At 65.9% G+C, this 18,138-nt stretch carries 16 protein-coding genes; 13 read left to right on the top strand and 3 right to left on the bottom strand.

Going from position 1 to position 18,138, the window contains the following annotated elements:
• The first annotated feature begins 55 nt into the window (after positions 1–55).
• The gene (locus ACSFBL_RS32305) at positions 56–466 is read left to right on the top strand and encodes a hypothetical protein (protein WP_435519904.1); all 411 of its coding nucleotides are present in this window, start codon (positions 56–58) and stop codon (positions 464–466) included.
• 22 nt (positions 467–488) lie between these two features.
• Here the strand turns inward: ACSFBL_RS32305 and ACSFBL_RS32300 are convergent, their stop codons facing one another.
• Both ACSFBL_RS32300 and ACSFBL_RS32295 read right to left on the bottom strand, forming a co-directional pair.
• A complete protein-coding gene (locus ACSFBL_RS32300; protein WP_435519903.1) occupies positions 489–668 on the bottom strand; it encodes a DUF3606 domain-containing protein in 180 nt (59 codons plus the stop codon).
• Between the two features lie 85 nt (positions 669–753).
• Positions 754–1,170, bottom strand: a complete 417-nt coding sequence (locus tag ACSFBL_RS32295; RefSeq protein WP_435519902.1) for a serine/threonine protein kinase — start codon at positions 1,168–1,170, stop codon at positions 754–756.
• 272 nt (positions 1,171–1,442) lie between these two features.
• On the opposite strand from ACSFBL_RS32295, the gene ACSFBL_RS32290 reads away from it, so the two are divergent.
• The 6 genes from ACSFBL_RS32290 (at position 1,443) to ACSFBL_RS32265 (ending at position 8,987) form a co-directional block, all read left to right on the top strand.
• Positions 1,443–2,420: a ferritin-like domain-containing protein gene (locus tag ACSFBL_RS32290; RefSeq protein ID WP_435519901.1), complete on the top strand. Its 978-nt coding sequence runs from the start codon at positions 1,443–1,445 to the stop codon at positions 2,418–2,420.
• Positions 2,421–2,589: 169 nt separating this feature from the next.
• On the top strand, positions 2,590–2,985 hold the full coding sequence (locus ACSFBL_RS32285; RefSeq protein WP_435519900.1) for a PXPV repeat protein: 396 nt from the start codon (positions 2,590–2,592) through the stop codon (positions 2,983–2,985).
• A gap of 202 nt (positions 2,986–3,187) precedes the next feature.
• Positions 3,188–5,656, top strand: a complete 2,469-nt coding sequence (locus tag ACSFBL_RS32280; RefSeq protein WP_435519899.1) for an AI-2E family transporter — start codon at positions 3,188–3,190, stop codon at positions 5,654–5,656.
• 100 nt (positions 5,657–5,756) lie between these two features.
• Positions 5,757–7,079, top strand: coding sequence for a C4-dicarboxylate transporter DctA (locus tag ACSFBL_RS32275; RefSeq protein WP_435519898.1), 1,323 nt, complete (start codon positions 5,757–5,759; stop codon positions 7,077–7,079).
• A gap of 11 nt (positions 7,080–7,090) precedes the next feature.
• Positions 7,091–7,789 (top strand): GntR family transcriptional regulator, encoded by a 699-nt coding sequence (locus tag ACSFBL_RS32270; protein ID WP_435519897.1) that lies wholly within the window; start codon positions 7,091–7,093, stop codon positions 7,787–7,789.
• 124 nt (positions 7,790–7,913) lie between these two features.
• The gene (locus tag ACSFBL_RS32265; RefSeq protein WP_435519896.1) at positions 7,914–8,987 is read left to right on the top strand and encodes an AI-2E family transporter; all 1,074 of its coding nucleotides are present in this window, start codon (positions 7,914–7,916) and stop codon (positions 8,985–8,987) included.
• On the opposite strand, the gene ACSFBL_RS32260 is transcribed toward ACSFBL_RS32265, so the two are convergent.
• The gene (locus tag ACSFBL_RS32260) at positions 8,979–9,890 is read right to left on the bottom strand and encodes a LysR family transcriptional regulator (protein WP_435519895.1); all 912 of its coding nucleotides are present in this window, start codon (positions 9,888–9,890) and stop codon (positions 8,979–8,981) included. The two genes, ACSFBL_RS32265 and ACSFBL_RS32260, sit on opposite strands and share 9 nt — an antisense overlap.
• Before the next feature lie 110 nt (positions 9,891–10,000).
• On the opposite strand from ACSFBL_RS32260, the gene gcl reads away from it, so the two are divergent.
• The 6 genes from gcl (at position 10,001) to ACSFBL_RS32230 (ending at position 18,133) form a co-directional block, all read left to right on the top strand.
• Positions 10,001–11,794 (top strand): glyoxylate carboligase, encoded by a 1,794-nt coding sequence (gene gcl / locus ACSFBL_RS32255; RefSeq protein WP_435519894.1) that lies wholly within the window; start codon positions 10,001–10,003, stop codon positions 11,792–11,794.
• A 127-nt stretch (positions 11,795–11,921) separates the two neighbouring features.
• Positions 11,922–12,701, top strand: a complete 780-nt coding sequence (gene hyi, locus ACSFBL_RS32250) for a hydroxypyruvate isomerase (RefSeq protein WP_435519893.1) — start codon at positions 11,922–11,924, stop codon at positions 12,699–12,701.
• 31 nt (positions 12,702–12,732) lie between these two features.
• Positions 12,733–13,635 carry a 2-hydroxy-3-oxopropionate reductase gene (locus ACSFBL_RS32245; protein WP_435519892.1) on the top strand — a complete coding sequence of 301 codons (903 nt, stop codon included), beginning with the start codon at positions 12,733–12,735 and terminating at the stop codon, positions 13,633–13,635.
• Positions 13,636–13,767: 132 nt separating this feature from the next.
• Positions 13,768–16,068, top strand: coding sequence for an NADP-dependent malic enzyme (locus ACSFBL_RS32240; RefSeq protein ID WP_435519891.1), 2,301 nt, complete (start codon positions 13,768–13,770; stop codon positions 16,066–16,068).
• Positions 16,069–16,259: 191 nt separating this feature from the next.
• Entirely contained in the window at positions 16,260–17,288 is a 1,029-nt protein-coding gene (locus tag ACSFBL_RS32235; protein ID WP_435519890.1) for an ABC transporter substrate-binding protein, read from the top strand.
• On the top strand, positions 17,288–18,133 hold the full coding sequence (locus tag ACSFBL_RS32230) for an ABC transporter ATP-binding protein (protein ID WP_435519889.1): 846 nt from the start codon (positions 17,288–17,290) through the stop codon (positions 18,131–18,133). Before ACSFBL_RS32235 ends, ACSFBL_RS32230 begins: the two co-directional genes overlap by 1 nt.
• Positions 18,134–18,138 lie beyond the last annotated feature (5 nt).

Raw genomic sequence — 18,138 nt, 5'->3', positions numbered from 1 at the left:
GATTGCTGCGCTGCGTCTTCACCTGTCGCCAACTCCAAGCTCCAAGCGAAAAGCAATGAATAAATTTCCGTCCATCTTCAGGACCGTCTGCGCCGTCGCGCTGATCGCGGTGGCGGCAGGCTGCGCAACCGGCCACCCGGACCGCGACAAGACCGCCATCGCGGCGGGCTTCAAGATCGTCACGCCGACCACGCCTGAGCAGACCGCGCTCTACGCCAAACTGCCCAAGGACACCGTGACGCCCGTCAGGTACAAGGGCGTCATCTATTACGTGATGCGCGATTCCTCGAATGGCATGGCGTTGGTCGGCAACTCGGCCCAGTACCAGGTCTACCAGCAGATGCGCTATCACGAGCGCATGAACAACGAGGACCTGCGTGAGGCTCAGATCGACGAGATGAACAACGTCGATTGGGGCGCGTGGGGCGGTGGCAGCGCGGCGTTTGTCGGCGGCTTCGGCCCTTGAGCGAGCGAGCAGTCGACAAGGATCATTTGTTTCGCTTGAGGTATTCGCGCACCTTCTCGGCTAAACTGCCGACGGCGGCAACCGCGGATTTCAGTTGCGCTTCCGTGCATTTGAGCGATTCGGTCCAACTCCTCAACTCGTGGGGTTCTCCGAGTGAAATGAGCTTGCGATCAAGGCCTGTTTTCTTGGGATCGTCTGACATTCCGGGTCTCCGGTGATGGATTGCACATGTTGCCGTCAGGGCAATGCGGCGCCGCTTTCCAGCGCGGCGGACCCGCACCTGCCATTTACTTGGGCGTACCCGTCTTCTCGGTCGGATTGGTCGGGACGTCAGGCCGCTCACCCACCTTGCCCATCTGCGGTTTCAGCTCGCTCGACGTCGGCTTGATCTCGGCGCGGGTCATGGCGCCGGTTGGCTGGGCGGGATTCGGCTGGTTGTTCATGGTGGTCGTTGCCTCCCCCTTGGGAAGATCGGTGGTCGCCGTGTTCTTGTGCGCAGATCGCGCCTCGGACTTCACCATCTCGCGCGAGGCGGGTTTGCTTCCGTCCGGACGCTGCGTGGGATTGGCGACGCCGGCGGGCGTCTTCGTGGTGGCCTGGCCGCCGACCGCAGGATCGGGTGCTGCCGGGACGGCGGTCGTTTGCGCAAGCGCTGCGCCGCTGATCATTGCGGCAACCGAAAGGGCGATGAGTCTGTATTTCACGGAGGGTCTCCTTGTGGATGAAGCCCTCGTGGATGAGGACTGAGCGATGAAGCTAGCCCTTCGATGCCACCGGCCTTGTGCGGTGTGGCGCGGACTCCGCGTAGGCGCGTCTCCCACCTGTCGAAGTTGATTTCACGAGCGGTGGGACATTGCCCTACACGGGCTGAACGATGCCGATGACTCCGCCGGGCTGTCTGGCTACCTACGCTGGCAGCGGTCCTCTTCCACGAAGAGATTTCAATCGCCCCGTTGGTGGGCACCAAGGAGACAGCATGGCAACAGACGATGGCCAACTCGGCAATGGCGTACCGAATCGAGACCCGATCACGGGTGCGCCGGGGGCTCATCCCGTCGGCACGGGATTGGGCGCAACCGGCGGAGCGCTTGCGGGCGCTGCAGCGGGATCCCTCGCCGGGCCCATCGGAACGGTCGTGGGCCTGGTCGCAGGTGCAGTGGCGGGCGGACTGGGCGGCAAGGCAGCGGCCGAGAGCGTGAACCCGACGGCCGAAGAGACTTATTGGCGCGAGAACTTCAGCAAGGAAACGTACTACGACGCGGGGCGCCCCTACGAAGACTACGCGCCGGCCTACGAAGCGGGTTGGTCGGCGCGCGGCACGCGCGACACCGATTTCGAAACGGCGGAGCCGGTGCTCGCATCCGAATGGGAGAGCCGTCGCGGTGCGTCGAGTCTCGCGTGGTCCGATGCGCGTCCGGCAGCCCAGGCGGCATGGGATCGCGCAGACGAAACCTACTACGCGACGCAAGCGAACGGCAGCGACATCGTGAGCCACGAGGATCTGTCGAACGACGATGTGGTGGACGTGCTCAATGACTTGCTGGAAAACACGCGGGATGGCGAATATGGATTCCGCACGTGCGCCGAGCAGGTGGAAACCGCCGCTGCCAAGCAGCTCTTTGCAAGTCGAGCAGAGGGATGCCGTCAGGCCGGGGAAGAACTGATCCGGCTCATCGAGGCCTACGGCGGCGAGCCGGCTTCAGGCGGCACCGCCGCTGGCGCGATGCATCGCGGATGGGTCCAGGTCAAGGGCACCGTGGGTGCCGACAGCGAACTGTCCATGCTGGAATCGTGCGAACGGGGCGAGGACTCGGCGATCGCCCGTTATCGGAAGGCGCTGAAGCAGAGCCTGCCGTCGGATGTCCGTGCGGTGGTCCAAAGCCAGGCCGACGGCGCGCAGCGGAATCACGACCAGATTCGCGACCTGCGGAATGCCGCTCGCGCGCGTTCCTAGGCGCGCAATTGCCGAACAGCGGGCGCTCAGGCGCCCGCTCTTCTTTGCGCGGATGCTCGACCTTCCGGTGCTCCTGTTTACCTCATCTTTGCATTGCTTCCGTGCACGCGGAGCGCCGCAGCGACGTTGGATTGAAACGGGGCAACAGTTGCCTCGCAGGAGATCCCGAATGAATGCAAGCCGCTCGAAGTTGATCAAGTTGGCAGCCGCCGGAGCCGTGGCAGTCGCAGCACTTTCCGGTGCTGCTTCGGCAAGCGCTGGCACGAACTGGTCCCTCGGTATCTCGGTGCCAGGCGTGGTCGTAGGCGTTGCGCAGCCTGAACCCGTCTACTACGAGCCGGCCCCCGTCTATTCACGCCCGGCGCCCGTGTACTACCAACCGGCACCGGTGTACCGCGCGCCGCCGCCTGCCTACGCTCCAGCGCCTGTGTACTACGAGCAGGGGTATCGCGGAGAAGGACGCCGGTCGTATCGCACGGAGTGGGACGGTGGTCGCCACTGGGATCGGCGTGACTGGGGACGCGAGCACCACGAGCACCGTCGCGATTGGGGCGACCGGGACTGATCGACACAGACGCCTCAACGGTTGAGGGCTTCTGTTCCCGCTGCTCTCCTACGCATTGGCGGCTTTGCCACGTACGGGCAGCTCGAACCATGAGCGCAGCATATCGGGCGGGTCGGCCGCGTCCATAGAGCGTCTCGGACTGAGGTCTGGAACGCTCTCATCGCGCTGTTCATGCATCGAAGCTTTGCTGGAGGGATCAGGTTTGAACAAGGAACTGCTTCGCGACGCTGTCGAGACGCGGTCGCCCCTGCTGCGGGGTTCATCGGATCCGGTGTCACCGCTTGCAAGCCTGGTGCCCGAACTCAAACTGATGGTCGGGCTTGTCACGGCGGCCCTGATCGTTACTGCGCTCTATTTCGGCCGCGACATCCTCATGCCGCTGGCGCTGGCCTTCTTCCTCGGCTTCGTGCTCGATCCGCTGGTCATGCGGCTCAAGCGCTGGGGGCTGCCGCGCGCGCCTGCCGTGTTGATCGTCGTCGTCTTCGCGCTCGCGATGATCGGATTGGCAGGTTTCTTTCTCGCCAACCAGGTCAGCAGCCTCAGCGCTGAGTTGCCCACTTACCAGAGCAACATCAGGAACAAGCTGCGCAATCTTCGCGAGGACACGGGCAAGCCCGGCATGTTCGATGGCGCGTTGAAGACTTTCGACCTGTTCAAGACAGAGGTGGACAAGGCGCCATCTGAAGCCCACCAGGGACCGAGGGGCACCGTCGCGCCGCCCATCCAGCGCGTCGAGTTGCAGGAGCAGCCGCCGTCGGCATTCCAGCAGGCGGTCGGCTGGCTCGAGGCCGCCAGTGGCCCGCTCGCGAAGGCCGGCATCGTGCTGGTCTTCGTGGTGCTGATCCTGCTCGACACCCTCGATCTCCGCGATCGACTGCTGCGCTTGTGGGGCGGCACGCTTCACCGCTCCACCGACGCGATGGACGAAGCCGGCCGACGCATCGGGAAATACCTGACGATGCAGCTGGTGGTCAACCTGAGCTACGGCGTGCCGATGGCCGCGGGCCTGTGGCTCATCGGCGTGCCGGGCGCCATTCTCTGGGGCGCCGTGGCCGCCGTGATGCGTTTCGTCCCCTACGTGGGGCCGCTGATCTCGGCGGTCTTTCCGATCGCGCTGGCATTCGCCGTCGATCCTGGCTGGAGCATGGTGCTCTGGACCGTCAGCGTGATCGTCGCGCTCGAGATGCTCGTCAACAACGTGGTCGAGCCTTGGCTCTATGGGGCGAGCACCGGCTTGTCGGCCATGTCGTTGATGGTGGCGGCAACCTTCTGGACGGCCTTGTGGGGCCCCGTCGGTCTCGTCATGTCGACACCGCTCACCGTCTGCCTTCTGGTCATCGGACGCCACCTTCCGCGACTCAGGTTCCTCGACGTGCTCCTGGGCAGCCAACCCGCGCTCGACGCTCCCACACGCATCTATCAACGCCTGCTCGCCGACAACGTCGAGGAGGCGATCGAGATTGCATCCGAGCAGACCGAAAGCGGCAACCTGACCGGTTTCTACAACGAAGTCGGACTGCCCGTCTTGCGAATGGCCAGCAGCGACCACGCATTGGTGGCCACGGCCGAGCACCGTCATCGGGTGGTGAACGGGATGGATGCGCTGATCGACGACCTGCTCGATCAGCATCCCGCCCTTGCGCAAGACACGCGGATCGGCACCGTCTGCATCGGCGGCAAATGGGAAGTCGACACCCTTGCCGCGAAGATGCTGGCGCATGCCTTGTCCCATGAGGGCTATGGCGCCGACCACAGGGCGGCCAACGTCGTGAGCGCGGATTACATTGCCGGGCTCGACCTCGGCAGCGCGCGGATCGTGTGCCTCTCGTATTTCAGTCCCGAGCCGCAGGCCCAGGCAAAGCACTTCTGTCGCCGTCTCCGGCGCCGCTGGCCCGAAGTCCGGATCGTCCTGGCGCTCTGGAACGCGCCGCCCGAACTGCTCGAGGAAGATGCCTTCAAGGCGCTCGGCGCGGACGCCGTCGTGACGTCGATCAGCGAGGCCGTCGTCCGCGTGGCAGAGCTCGCGGGCGTGGACTTGAGCGAAGGTTTCATGCCTGCTGCCATTCCGGAGGCCGATGCCGAACGGCTCGACGCGTTGCATGCCAGCGGTGCCCTCGATCCTCGCGCGCGCCTGCTTTTCGATGCTGCGGCAAAACGGGCGGCGGACATCTTCGACGTGGCATTGGCGATGGTTTCGCTGATCGACGAACACGAGCAGGACGTCCGCGGCGCCTTCGGCGCGTTGCCCGCCGCGCCGGGCGAGTCCTCCGGCGATGCGCGGCCGGTGCTCGCCGAAGAGCTGAACATCCCGCGCTCCCTGTCGCTCTGCGGACACGTCGTGGCGAACGCAAACACCCTCGTGATTCCGGACATCGAGCGTGACCTGCGCTTTGCCAGCAATCCCGTGCTTCGGGAGAAGGGCCTTCGCTTCTACGCCGGCGCACCGATGCGGGACGCTGCCGGCCACGTCTTGGGCACCCTGTGCCTGCTGGACGTGGTGCCGCACTCGTTGAACCAGCGCGAGGTACGGCTGCTCGAGGTGATGGCGAACGAGCTGATGGACGCCCTGCGCGACGCGGTGGCTCAGTGGGCCGAAGCGACGGCGACGCCACTGGCCGAGAGCGCATCGCCTTCGGCCATCGTCGGGCAGCTGCTGCCAACCGCCAACTAGAGCCTCGGGAAAACCCTCGCGGAGAAATCCCAAGTCTTGCCTACATTGCTTGTATGCAAGAACCAAGTTGACTTGCATGCAACTCAACACGGAGATCTCCATGCCCCGTTTCGCCAAATCGCTCTTCGGTCAGGTGGTCATCGCGCTGGTGCTCGGCGTGTTGGCAGGACTCTTCATCCCTGACTTCGCCGTCAAGCTCAAGCCGCTGGGTGACGGCTTCATCAAGCTGATCAAGATGATCATCCCGGTGCTGGTGTTCTGCGTCGTGGTGCACGGCATCGCGGGCGCCGGGGACCTCAAGCGCGTGGGACGCGTCGGCGTGAAGGCGCTGATCTACTTCGAGGTGCTGACGACCGTCGCGCTGGCACTGGGCTTGGTCCTGGCCTTCGTGTTCAAGCCCGGCGTCGGCATGAACGTGGACCCGTCGAAGCTCGACCCCGCGGCGATGAGCGCCTACACATCGACCGCGGACAAGCTCACGAGCGGCGGCACGGTCGAATTCCTGATGAAGCTGATCCCGACGACGGTGGTCAACGCCTTCGCGACCGGCGACGTGCTGCAGGTGCTGCTGTTCGCCGTGCTCTTCGGCTGCGCGCTCTCGCTGCTCGGCGATCGCGGCCGGCCGGTCGGGCTGGTCGTCGACGCGCTTTCCCTGGTGCTGTTCAAGATCATGGGCATCATCATCAAGCTGGCGCCGCTGGGCGTGCTGGGCGCCATCGCCTTCACCGTGGGGCAGTACGGCATCGGCTCGCTCAAGCAGCTCGGCATGCTGGTGGCGCTGTTCTATGTGGCGGTGCTGCTCTTCGTCTTCGTGGTCCTCGGCCTGGTGATGCGGATCTCGGGCTTCAGCCTCGTCAAGCTGCTTCGCTACCTGCGCGAAGAACTCACCATCGTCTTTGCCACCACGTCGTCCGACAGCGTGCTGCCGCAGATCATGGCCAAGCTGCGCCATATGGGCATCCGCGACTCGACCGTCGGCCTGGTAATCCCGACCGGCTACTCGTTCAACCTCGACGCCTTCTCGATCTACATCACGCTGGCCGCGGTGTTCATCGCGCAGGCCACCAACACGCCGATCTCGATGGCCGACCTGCTGACCATCCTCGCGATCGCGCTGGTCACCTCGAAGGGTGCGCACGGTGTGCCAGGCTCCGCCATCGTGGTGCTGGCCGCGACCCTGCATGCCATCCCCGCGATCCCGGCGATCGGCCTGGTGCTGGTGCTTTCGGTCGACTGGTTCATGGGCATCGCCCGCGCGCTGGGCAACCTGATCGGCAATTGCGTCGCCACCGTCGCCATCGCCGCCTGGGAAGGTGACATCGACCGCGAGCGCGCCCATGCGGTGCTCAACGGCACGCATTCGCCCGAAGACGAACCGCTGGCCGAGCCCGACTCGCCCGTCGTCCCGCAGCCGGCCCACTGAGCACCGCGACCATGACCGAAGTCTCGCCCACCACCATCGCCGAGCGCGTCGTCGAAGCCATCCTGGCGCAGAAGCTCGCACCCGGCGAGCGCCTCGGCGAGCAGGCCCTGGCCGAGAACTTCGGCGTCAGCCGCACGATGGTGCGCGAGGCGCTGATGCAACTGCAGGCGCGCGGCTTCGTGGAAGTGCAGTCGCGCCGCGGCTGGTACGTGGTGGAGCCCTCCGCCGAAGAAGCACGCGACGCCTTCGCCGCCCGCCGCATCGTCGAGTCCGGCATCCTGGCCGAAGCCGGCCGGCCGCTCTCCAAGGTGATCCGCAAGCTGCGCGAACACATCGCCGACGAGAAGCGCGCCATCGCCGGCGCCGATGCGGCGACACGCGCCTTCCTGCTCGCCGACTTCCACGTCTGCCTCGCCGACCAGATGGGCCATCGCCTGCTCTGCGACGTGCTGCGCGACCTCACCGCCCGCACCACCCTCGCGGCCACGCTCTTCCAGTCGAAGCACGAAGCCGCCCAGTCCTGCGCCGAACACGCCGCCATCGTCGCCGCCCTCGAAGCCGGCGACACGCCCCGCGCCCGCCAGCTCATGCTCGACCACATCGGCAACGTCGAAGAGGCCCTGCAGGTCGACGTCACCGCGGACCCCACCGCCGACGAACGCCTCCGCGCCACCCTCTCTCCCGTCGCCCTCCCCCGCGCCCTGCGGTAGCAAGAGCGCACCCGAATTCGGGAAACACCACGGATCCGGCTCCGCCGGTCGGCCGTGTCGCCCCCGGCAGGGGGTGGAGAGCGACACGAAGTGCGCGAGCCTGGGCGCGAGCTAACATGTTTTTATGAACACACCGGCCCTACAGCGCGGCACCTTCCTCCTGCTGCTCGCGCTCGTCACCATCGCCTTCGGCTGGATCCTCCTCCCCTTCTCCGGCGCCGTCATGTGGAGCATCGCGCTCGCGATCCTCTTCACGCCGATCTATCGCAGGCTGGTCAAGAAGATGAAGGGCCGGCGCAACCTCGCCGCCTTCACGACGCTGCTGCTCGCCACGATCATCGTGGTCATTCCACTCGTGGCCATTACCGTGTCGCTGGTCGAGGAGGTGTCCGTCGTGCAGCAGTTGGTCCGCTCGGGCGACATCAGCTTCACCAAGTACTTCCAGCAGATCGTGAATGCCTTGCCGAAATGGGCGCTCGACCTGTTGAACCGATTTGGCCTCGGCAACGTCGAGGGCTTCGTCGGCCGCGTCTCCGAATCGGCCCTGAAGAGCAGCCAGCTGATCGCGACGCACGCCGTGTCCATCGGCCAGAACACCTTCGAGTTCCTGATCAGCTTCGGCATCATGCTGTACCTGCTCTTCTTCCTGTTGCGTGATGGCGGCGACCTGTCGAAGACCGTCCGGGAAGCGCTGCCGCTCGCGAGGCCGCACACGCACTACCTCCTGAACAAGTTCACGACCGTCATTCGCGCCACCATCAAGGGGAACATTGCCGTCGCGGCGGCGCAGGGCATCATCGGTGGCGTCACCTTTTCCTTCCTCGGCGTGCAGGGCGCGCTGCTCTGGGGCGTGCTGATGGCCTTCCTGTCGCTCCTGCCCGCCGTCGGCGCCGCCTTGATCTGGGGACCGGTGGCCATCTACTTCCTGGCGGTCGGCGCCATCGGCAAGGCGCTGACGCTGATCTTCATCGGCGTCTTCGTGGTCGGGCTGGTCGACAACATCCTCCGCCCATTGCTGGTGGGCAAGGACACGCAGATGCCGGACTACATCGTGCTGATGTCGACCATCGGCGGCATCGCGCTCTTCGGCATCAACGGCTTCGTGATCGGACCGGTGATCGCCGCACTCTTTATGGCGGCCTGGGACCTGTTCGCCTCGTCGGGCGAGGGCGAGCAGAACGTGCCGCCCCTACCCTGAGCGGGCGCTCCACCAGTTCTCGCCGAAGCGTCCCTGCAGGAAGGCGACGAAGCTCGACACCTTGCCGGGCACCAGCTTGGGCGAGGGGAACACGGCATGGATCTCCTGTTCCGCGAGTCCGTGGTCGGCCAGGACTTCCACCACCTGCCCTGACGCGAGCGAATCGCTGGCCACGTAGCGCGGCATCAACGCGACCCCCAGGCCGGCACGCGCCGCGGCGAGCACCGCCGATACGTTGTTCGAGCGAAGCCGCCCCGACACCGGTACGGTGACCGGCTCCCCTTTAGGCGTGTGGAGATGCCAGACATCGTCGCCGACGACGCTGCTGTAGATCAGCGCCACGTGCGCGCTCAGGTCCTGCGCCTTCTTCGGCGTGCCGTGACTCTTCAGGTAGGCGGGCGCGGCCACCATCATCCAGGGGTTCATGCCGAGAAAGCGTGCCCCCAGCGAAGAGTCCGCAAGCTTCCCCATGCGGATCGCCACGTCGATCCCCTGCGCCACGAGGTCGACGTAGCGGTCCTCGAAGCTGAGGTCGACCTGCACCTGCGGATGGCGCGCCATGAACTCGAGCGCCAGCGGCACCATGACACGGCGGCCGAATGCGGTGGACGTGCCGATGCGCAGCAGGCCCTGCGCCTGCGACTGCCGCAGCTTGACGATGCTCTCTGCCTCCTCCGCATCGCGGACGATGGCCTTGCACTTGTCGTAGTAGAGCGCGCCCGATTCCGTCAGGCTCACACCGCGCGTGTTGCGGTTGAGCAGCCGCACCTTCAGGCGCGCCTCGGTCGCCGCGACCTGCTTGGTCACGGTCGGCTGGGTGGTGTTGAATTCGCGCGCCGCCTTGGAGAAGCTGCCGGTCTCCACCACGCGCACGAACATCTCCATCGCTTGCAGTCTGTCCATCGCGACATCCTAGCCACTTATTCCGCCACGGAATAGGCTTTATGGCGGTTCGCCGTCTTCTGCCCGCTGCCGCTAATTCCTACAGTCGAGCCATCCCAAGGAGACTCAACATGGCAAAGATGACCGCGGCCCAGGCCGCCGTGCTCGTGATGGAAAAAGAAGGCGTGACGCAGGCCTTCGGCGTGCCGGGCGCCGCCATCAATCCGCTCTATTCCGCGTTGCGCAAGCAAGGCAGCATCGCCCACATCCTGGCGCGCCACGTCGAGGGCGCCTCGCACATGGCCGAGGGCTACACGCGCGCTGTCGCGGGCAACATCGGCGTGTGCATCGGCACCTCCGGGCCGGCGGGCACCGACATGATCACCGGCCTCTACTCGGCCTGGGCCGATTCGATCCCGATCCTGTGCATCACCGGCCAGGCGCCGCGTGCGCGGCTCTACAAGGAAGACTTTCAGGCGGTCGACATCGAATCGATCTCCAAGCCGGTCACGAAGTGGTCCGTCACCGTGCGCGAGCCGGGCCAGGTGCCCCAGGTGTTCCAGCAGGCCTTCCACCTGATGCGCTCGGGCCGCCCGGGCCCGGTGCTCATCGACCTGCCCTTCGACGTGCAGATGGCGCAAATCGAGTTCGACATCGACACCTACACCCCGCTCACGCCCTATCGGCCTGCCGCGACGCACGCGCAGATCGAGAAGGCCCTCACCATGCTCAACGCGGCGGAGCGCCCGTTGATCGTGGCCGGCGGCGGCATCATCAACGCCGATGCCAGCGACCTGCTCGTGCGCTTCGCGGAAGCCACGGGCGTGCCGGTGATCCCCACGCTGATGGCCTGGGGCGCGATTCCCGACGATCACCCGCTCATGGCCGGCATGTGCGGCCTGCAGACCAGCCACCGCTACGGCAATGCGACGATGCTCGCGAGCGACTTCGTGCTCGGCATCGGCAACCGCTGGGCCAACCGCCACACCGGCTCGGTCGACGTCTACACCAAGGGCCGCACCTTCGTGCACGTGGACATCGAGCCGACGCAGATCGGCCGCGTTTTCACGCCCGACCTGGGCATCGTTTCCGACGCCAAGGCCGCGCTCGAACTCTTCGTGCAGGTCGCCGAGGAGATGAAGGCCAAGGGCCAGCTGCCCGACCGCCGCGACTGGGCGGGCGAGTGCCGCGATCGCAAGAAGACCATGCTGCGCAAGACGAACTTCAGCGACGTTCCGATGAAGCCGCAGCGCGTGTACCAGTGCATGAACAACAACTTCAGCCATGACACCTGCTACGTGAGCACCATCGGGCTCTCGCAGATCGCGGCGGCGCAGTTCCTGCACGTCTACAACCCGCGCCACTGGATCAACTGCGGCCAGGCCGGTCCGCTGGGCTGGACCATCCCGGCCGCACTCGGCGTGCGCGCGGCCGACCCCGGCCGCAAGATCGTCGCGCTCTCGGGTGACTACGACTTCCAGTTCATGATCGAGGAACTCGCGGTGGGCGCGCAGTTCAAGCTGCCCTACATCCACATCGTGGTCAACAACTCCTACCTCGGGCTGATCCGCCAGGCGCAGCGCGGCTTCGAGATGGACTACTGCGTGCAGCTCGGCTTCGACAACATCAATGCCGCCGAAGACAGCGGTGTCGAGCGCAGCTATGGCGTGGATCACGTCAAGGTGGTCGAAGGGCTCGGCTGCAAGGCGATCCGGGTGCGCAAGCAGGAGGAGATGACGCCGGCGATCCAGCGCGCCGAGCAGCTCATGGCCGAGTTCGGTGTGCCGGTGGTGATCGAGGTGATGCTCGAACGCGTGACCAACATCGCGATGGGTACCGAGATCGACGCCATCAACGAATTCGAGGCGCTCGCGGAGAGCCCCGAAGATGCTCCGACCGCCATAGCGGCCTCGATGCTCGACTGAACTGAGCACACCCACAGGCTGCGCGCACTTCGTGTCGCTTCGCCTACCCCCTTGCAAGGGGGCAACACCTGCGGACCGGCGGAGCCGGGTCCGCGGTGTTTCTGGATTTCTTGAGGAGACAAACAACATGCCCAAATTCGCAGCGAATCTGACGATGCTGTTCAACGAGCTGCCGTTCATGCAGCGATTCGAAGCCGCCGCCAAGGCGGGCTTCAAGGCGGTCGAGTACCTGTTCCCGTATGCCTACGACAAGAAGGAACTGGCCGCCGCCCTGCGGGCCAACGGACTCGAACAGGTGCTGCACAACCTGCCGGCCGGCAACTGGGACGGCGGTGAACGCGGCATCGGCTGCCATCCGGACCGCGTGGGCGAGTTCCGCGAAGGCGTGGCCCGCGCGATCGACTACGCGACGGCGCTGGGCTGCCCGCAGGTCAACTGCCTGCTCGGCAAGCTGCCGGACGGCATCACCGGCGGCGATGCGCGCAAGGTCGTGGTCGACAACCTGCGCTTTGCAGCGAAGGAGTTGCAGGCGGCAGGCATTCGCTTGCTGATCGAGCCGATCAACACATTCGATATCCCCGGCTTCTATCTCACGCGCACGGACCAGGCGCTCTCGCTGATCGATGAAGTCGGTTCGCCCAACCTGCTGGTGCAGTACGACATCTACCACGCGCAACGCATGGAAGGTGAACTCGGCAACACGCTGACGAAGAACATCACGCGCATCGGCCACATCCAGCTCGCGGACAACCCGGGCCGCGGCGAACCCGGCACGGGCGAGATCAACTACCCGTGGCTCTTCAGGCACATCGATTCACTGGGCTATGCCGGCTGGATCGGCTGCGAGTACAAGCCCCGCGCCACGACCCTCGACGGCCTGCAGTGGCGCACCACGCTCACCCAATAACAGAACGCGAAACAAGGAACGCTAGCTACTCATGTCACACACCGCACAAAAGATCGGCTTCATCGGCCTCGGCATCATGGGCGCACCGATGGCGGGCCACCTGCTCGACGCAGGGCACCATCTCTTCGTCAACACGCATGGCAAGGCGCCCGAGCCTTTCGCATCCAGGGCGATGGTCTGCGCTTCGGCCACCGAGGTGGCGAAGCAGGCCGACATCATCTTCATCATGGTGCCGGACACGCCGGACGTGGAGAAGGTGCTCTTCGGCGAAGGCGGCGTCGGGGCAGGCCTGACCAAGGGCAAGACAGTGGTCGACTGCAGTTCGATCGACCCGATCGCGACCAAGGCCTTCGCGAAGCGGATCGCCGACCTCGGCTGCGGCTACGTCGACGCGCCGGTCTCGGGCGGCGAAGTGGGCGCCAAGGCGGCGAGCCTGACGATCATGTGCGGCGGCGACGAAGGAACCTTCGGCCGGGTCCGGCCGCTGCTCGAGAAGATGGGGAAGAACATCACGCTGGTCGGGGGCGCGGGCGACGGGCAGGTCTGCAAGGTCGCCAACCAGATCATCGTGGCGCTCAACATCGCGGCGGTCGGCGAGGCCCTCGTGTTCGCCTCGAAGGCGGGTGCCGATCCGGCCAAGGTGCGGCAGGCATTGATGGGCGGCTTTGCATCGTCGCGCATCCTCGAAGTGCATGGCGAACGCATGATCAAGCGCACCTTCGCGCCGGGCTTCCGCATCGCGCTGCACCAGAAGGACCTCAACCTGGCGTTGCAGGGCGCCAGGGCGCTCGGCGTGGCGCTTCCGCAGACTGCGAGCGCGGCGCAACTGATGAATGCGTGCGCGGCCCTGGGATACGGCCAGGAGGACCATTCGGCGCTCGTGCGTGCGCTGGAGGCGATGGCGCAGCATCCGGTCGCGCCGGGTGGTGCCTGATCTTCGTCGCCTGCGCCCGGTAGAGAACAAACCCGGCCCCCACGTTCCACGTATGAAGCGTCCGAGAAAAGCGGATGCCACGTGGAACTTTGGGTTAGCCTCTCTCCTGAGCCAAGAAGCAAGGAGACACTGATGGCAAATACCCTTTCCCCCGCAGAAGAGGCCCTGCGCGACGCAGCGCGTGAATACCACCGCTCGCCGGTGAAGGGCAAGATCTCAATCTCGCCGACCAAGCCCCTGCTCAACCAGCGCGACCTGTCGCTGGCCTACTCGCCCGGCGTCGCCTACCCTTGCCTCGACATCGAGGCCGACCCCTCGATGGCGGCCGAGTACACCTCGCGCGGCAACCTCGTCGGCGTGGTCACCAATGGCACCGCGGTGCTGGGTCTGGGCAACATCGGCCCGCTGGCGAGCAAGCCGGTGATGGAAGGCAAGGGCTGCCTGTTCAAGAAGTTCGCGGGCATCGACGTGTTCGACATCGAACTCGCCGAGAACGACCCCGACAAGCTCGTCGAGATCATCGCGGCGCTCGAACCCACGCTGGGCGGCATCAACCTCGAGGACATCAAGGCGCCCGAGTGCTTCTACATCGAGAGGAAGCTGCGCGAGCGCATGAACATTCCCGTCTTCCATGACGACCAGCACGGCACGGCCATCATCTCGGCGGCCGCGCTCATCAACGGGCTCGAACTCGTCGGCAAGAAGATCGAGGACGTGAAGATCGCCGTCTCCGGCGCGGGCGCCGCCGCCATCGCCTGCCTCGACGTGATGGTCGGGCTCGGCGCCAAGCAGTCGAACATCTACGCGGTCGACTCCAAGGGTCTCATCTACATCGGCCGCGCAGGTGGCTTCGACGACTCGAAGACGCGCTACGCGCAGAAGGACACCGGCGCCCGCACGCTCGCCGACGTCATGAAGGACGCCGACGTCTTCCTCGGCTGCTCCGCGCCCGGTGTGGTCACGCAGGACATGGTCAAGAGCATGGCGAGCCAGCCGATCATCCTGGCGCTCGCGAACCCGGAGCCGGAGATTCGCCCGGAACTCGCCAAGGCCGTGCGGCCCGACTGCATCATCGCGACCGGCCGCTCGGACTATCCGAACCAGGTCAACAACGTGCTGTGCTTCCCGTACATCTTCCGCGGCGCGCTCGACTGCGGCGCGAGCAAGATCACGGAAGAGATGAAGCTGGCCTGCGTGCGCGAGATCGCCGAGCTCACCAAGGCCGACATCAGCGAGGAAGTTGCGACCGCCTACGCAGGGCAGGAGCTTTCCTTCGGGCCCGACTACATCATCCCCAAGCCCTTCGATTCGCGGCTGATCCTGCGCATCGCGCCGGCGGTCGCCAAGGCGGCGCAGGCCTCGGGCGTGGCGTCGCGACCCATCGAGGACCTCGAAAGCTATCGCCAGCACCTGACGCGCTTCGTCTACCAGACCGGCATGTTCATGCGCCCGGTGTTCACCGCGGCCAAGCTGGCGACCGCCAAGCGCGTGGCGTACGCGGAGGGCGAGGACGATCGCGTGCTGCGCGCCGCCCAGTTGGCCGTCGACGAAGGGCTTGCCAAGCCGATCCTCGTCGGTCGCCCGGACGTGATCGAGGCACGCATCAAGAAGGCCGGGCTGCACATCCGCCTGGGCACCGATGTCGAGTGCGTGGACCCCGAGGACGATCCGCGCTTTCGGACCTACTGGGAGACGTACCACAAGCTCATGGGACGCCGGGGGATTTCGCCCGAGGCCTCCAAGGCGATGGTCCGCCGCTCCAACACGACCATCGCCGCGTTGATGGTGGAACTGGGCGATGCCGACGCGATGCTGTGCGGCCTGGTCGGGCGCTTCGACAGCCACCTCAAGATCCTCGACAACGTGCTGGGCCTCAAGCGCGGCGCGCCGGGCTTCGCGACGCTCAACGCGCTGACGCTCGAGAAGTACACGCTCTTCATCGCGGACACCAACGTACACGAAGATCCGAGCGCCGAGACGCTGGCCAACATCGCGATGATGGCCGCCGACGAAGTGCGGCGCTTCGGCCTGCCGCCGAAGGTCGCCTTCCTGTCGCATTCCAACTTCGGCTCGTCGGAGCGGGGCTCGGCGAAGAAGATGCGTCTCGCGCGCGACCTGTTCGCCAAGATGGCACCCGACATCGAGTGCGACGGCGAGATGCACGGCGACGCGGCCCTGTCCGAGGAAGTACGGCGCAAGGCCCTGCCCGACACCCAACTGACCGGTGAGGCCAACCTGCTGATCTGCCCGAACCTCGACGCGGCCAACATCCTCTTCAACGTCTTGAAGATGACCGGCGGCAACGGCGTGACGGTGGGCCCGATCCTGATGGGAGCCAAGGGCTCGGCGCACATCCTCACCCCCTCGGCGACCGTGCGCCGCGTCGTCAACATGACTGCGCTGGCCGTGGCCAACGCGACCTCGGCTCGCTAGCCTCGCACCACGAACGACGCCCCGCCGCGGTGCACGCGGCGGGGCGTCTTCACGTCACCGCTCCTCCTGCGAAGGGCGTCGGTTTGTGCGTCACGATGCACCGCATTGGCTCGACCGGAAGGGTTCGCACCAATCGCGTGCCGGCACCGTTTTTGCTTGAATCCCGTGCATTCATCTTCACGGAACCCTGCATGAACAAGCGTCACCTGATCCAGACTTTCCTCGCCGTATCGGCTCTCAGCTTCGGCCTGGGCACCGCCCACGCCCAGACGACGCCGATCAAGTTCCAGCTCGACTGGCGCTTCGAGGGGCCCGGCGCTTTCTTCACGCATCCGGCCGCCAAGGGCTACTTCAAGGCCAGCGGCCTCGACGTCACGGTCGACGCCGGCAACGGCTCCGGCGGGGCGGTCACGCGCGTCGCATCGGGCGCCTACGACATGGGCTTTGCCGACCTGGCGGCGCTGATGGAATTCCACGCCAACAACCCCGACAGTCCGAACAAGCCGGTCGCGGTGATGATGGTCTACAACAACACGCCGGCATCGGTAATGGCGCTCAAGAAGAGCGGCATCACCAAGCCGACCGACCTCACGGGCAAGAAGCTGGGCGCGCCGGTGTTCGATGCGGGCCGGCGCTCGTTCCCGATCTTCGCGAAGGCCAACAACGTCGGCGCGGTCAACTGGACCGCGATGGACCCGACCCTGCGCGAAACCATGCTGATGCGCGGCGACATCGACGCCATCACCGGCTTCACCTTCACTTCGCTGCTCAACCTCGAGGCGCGCGGCGCCAAGACGGCGGATGTGGTCATCCTGCCCTACCCGGACTACGGGGTGAAGCTCTACGGCAACGCGATCATCGCCTCGCCCAAGCTGATCAAGGAGAACCCGGCGGCGGTGAAGGCCTTCCTCCAGGCCTTCACCAAGGGCGCGAAGGAAGTGATCGCCAGCCCGGCGGTCGCCATCGAATCGATCAAGGCGCGCGACGGCATCGTGAACAGCGAACTGGAAACCCGCCGCCTCAAGCTCGCGATCGACACGGTGGTCAACACGCCCGATGCGCGTGCCGAGGGCTTCGGCCAGGTCAACGCCGGGCGGCTGTCGCTGATGGCCTCGCAGGTGTCGGACGCCTTCGCGACCAAGACCCGCGTGAACCCCGAGGCGGTGTGGAACGGTTCGCTGTTGCCCACCTCGGCCGAACTGAACATCCTCCGCAAGTGATGGGGGAAACGCAGACAGCCCCCTTCGTCGATTTCCAGGACGTCTGGCTCGCCTACAACGAGGAACTGCTTCGCGCCAATCACTTCGCGGTCGAGGCCATCGACCTGAAGGTGAAGCAAGGCGAATTCATCGCCATCGTCGGGCCTTCGGGCTGCGGCAAGTCGACCTTCATGAAGCTCACGACGGGTCTCAAGATGCCGTCGATGGGCAAGATCCGGATCGACGGCCAGCCCGTCACGGGGCCGCTGAAGATCTCGGGGATGGCCTTCCAGGCGCCGTCGCTGCTGCCCTGGCGCACGACGGTCGACAACGTGCTGCTGCCCCTGGAGATCGTCGAGCCGTACCGCTCCACCTTCAAGGCGAAGCGCAAGGAATACGTCGAGCGCGCGCGCCGGCTGCTGCAGAAGGTCGGGCTCGGCGGCTACGAGGACAAGTTCCCGTGGCAGCTCTCCGGCGGCATGCAGCAGCGCGCGAGCATCTGCCGGGCCCTCATCCACGAGCCGAAGATGCTGCTGCTCGACGAGCCCTTCGGCGCGCTCGACGCGTTCACCCGCGAGGAGCTGTGGTGCATCCTGCGCGACCTCTGGACCGAGCAGCGGTTCAACGTGATCCTGGTCACGCACGACCTGCGCGAGTCGGTGTTCCTGGCGGACACGGTCTACGTGATGAGCAGGAGCCCCGGCCGCTTCGTCGTGAAGCGCGAGATCGAGCTGCCGCGTCCGCGCGAGCTGGAACTGACCTACACCAAGGAATTCACCGACATCGTGCTCGAACTGCGCAGCCACATCGGCGCCATCCGCAGCAACGCGAGCGCGGCGCAAGCGCCCGCCGTGATCCCGCAGTAAGCCCC

This window comes from Variovorax glacialis (assembly GCF_051216375.1).
In the GTDB taxonomy this organism is placed as follows: domain Bacteria; phylum Pseudomonadota; class Gammaproteobacteria; order Burkholderiales; family Burkholderiaceae_C; genus Variovorax.
The sequence above is the reverse complement of the archived record's forward strand: the minus strand, read 5'-3'. Positions and strand labels throughout refer to the sequence as shown.

What these genes read in the sequence shown, in the direction of transcription:
- ACSFBL_RS32260 (WP_435519895.1), bottom strand. Translation starts at nt 9,890, where the DNA reads ATGGACAGACTGCAAGCGATGGAGATGTTCGTGCGCGTGGTGGAGACC.
- ACSFBL_RS32245 (WP_435519892.1), top strand. Translation starts at nt 12,733, where the DNA reads ATGTCACACACCGCACAAAAGATCGGCTTCATCGGCCTCGGCATCATG.
- ACSFBL_RS32240 (WP_435519891.1), top strand. Translation starts at nt 13,768, where the DNA reads ATGGCAAATACCCTTTCCCCCGCAGAAGAGGCCCTGCGCGACGCAGCG.
- hyi (WP_435519893.1), top strand. Translation starts at nt 11,922, where the DNA reads ATGCCCAAATTCGCAGCGAATCTGACGATGCTGTTCAACGAGCTGCCG.
- gcl (WP_435519894.1), top strand. Translation starts at nt 10,001, where the DNA reads ATGGCAAAGATGACCGCGGCCCAGGCCGCCGTGCTCGTGATGGAAAAA.
- ACSFBL_RS32270 (WP_435519897.1), top strand. Translation starts at nt 7,091, where the DNA reads ATGACCGAAGTCTCGCCCACCACCATCGCCGAGCGCGTCGTCGAAGCC.
- ACSFBL_RS32300 (WP_435519903.1), bottom strand. Translation starts at nt 668, where the DNA reads ATGTCAGACGATCCCAAGAAAACAGGCCTTGATCGCAAGCTCATTTCA.
- ACSFBL_RS32285 (WP_435519900.1), top strand. Translation starts at nt 2,590, where the DNA reads ATGAATGCAAGCCGCTCGAAGTTGATCAAGTTGGCAGCCGCCGGAGCC.
- ACSFBL_RS32230 (WP_435519889.1), top strand. Translation starts at nt 17,288, where the DNA reads ATGGGGGAAACGCAGACAGCCCCCTTCGTCGATTTCCAGGACGTCTGG.
- ACSFBL_RS32275 (WP_435519898.1), top strand. Translation starts at nt 5,757, where the DNA reads ATGCCCCGTTTCGCCAAATCGCTCTTCGGTCAGGTGGTCATCGCGCTG.
- ACSFBL_RS32265 (WP_435519896.1), top strand. Translation starts at nt 7,914, where the DNA reads ATGAACACACCGGCCCTACAGCGCGGCACCTTCCTCCTGCTGCTCGCG.
- ACSFBL_RS32290 (WP_435519901.1), top strand. Translation starts at nt 1,443, where the DNA reads ATGGCAACAGACGATGGCCAACTCGGCAATGGCGTACCGAATCGAGAC.
- ACSFBL_RS32305 (WP_435519904.1), top strand. Translation starts at nt 56, where the DNA reads ATGAATAAATTTCCGTCCATCTTCAGGACCGTCTGCGCCGTCGCGCTG.
- ACSFBL_RS32235 (WP_435519890.1), top strand. Translation starts at nt 16,260, where the DNA reads ATGAACAAGCGTCACCTGATCCAGACTTTCCTCGCCGTATCGGCTCTC.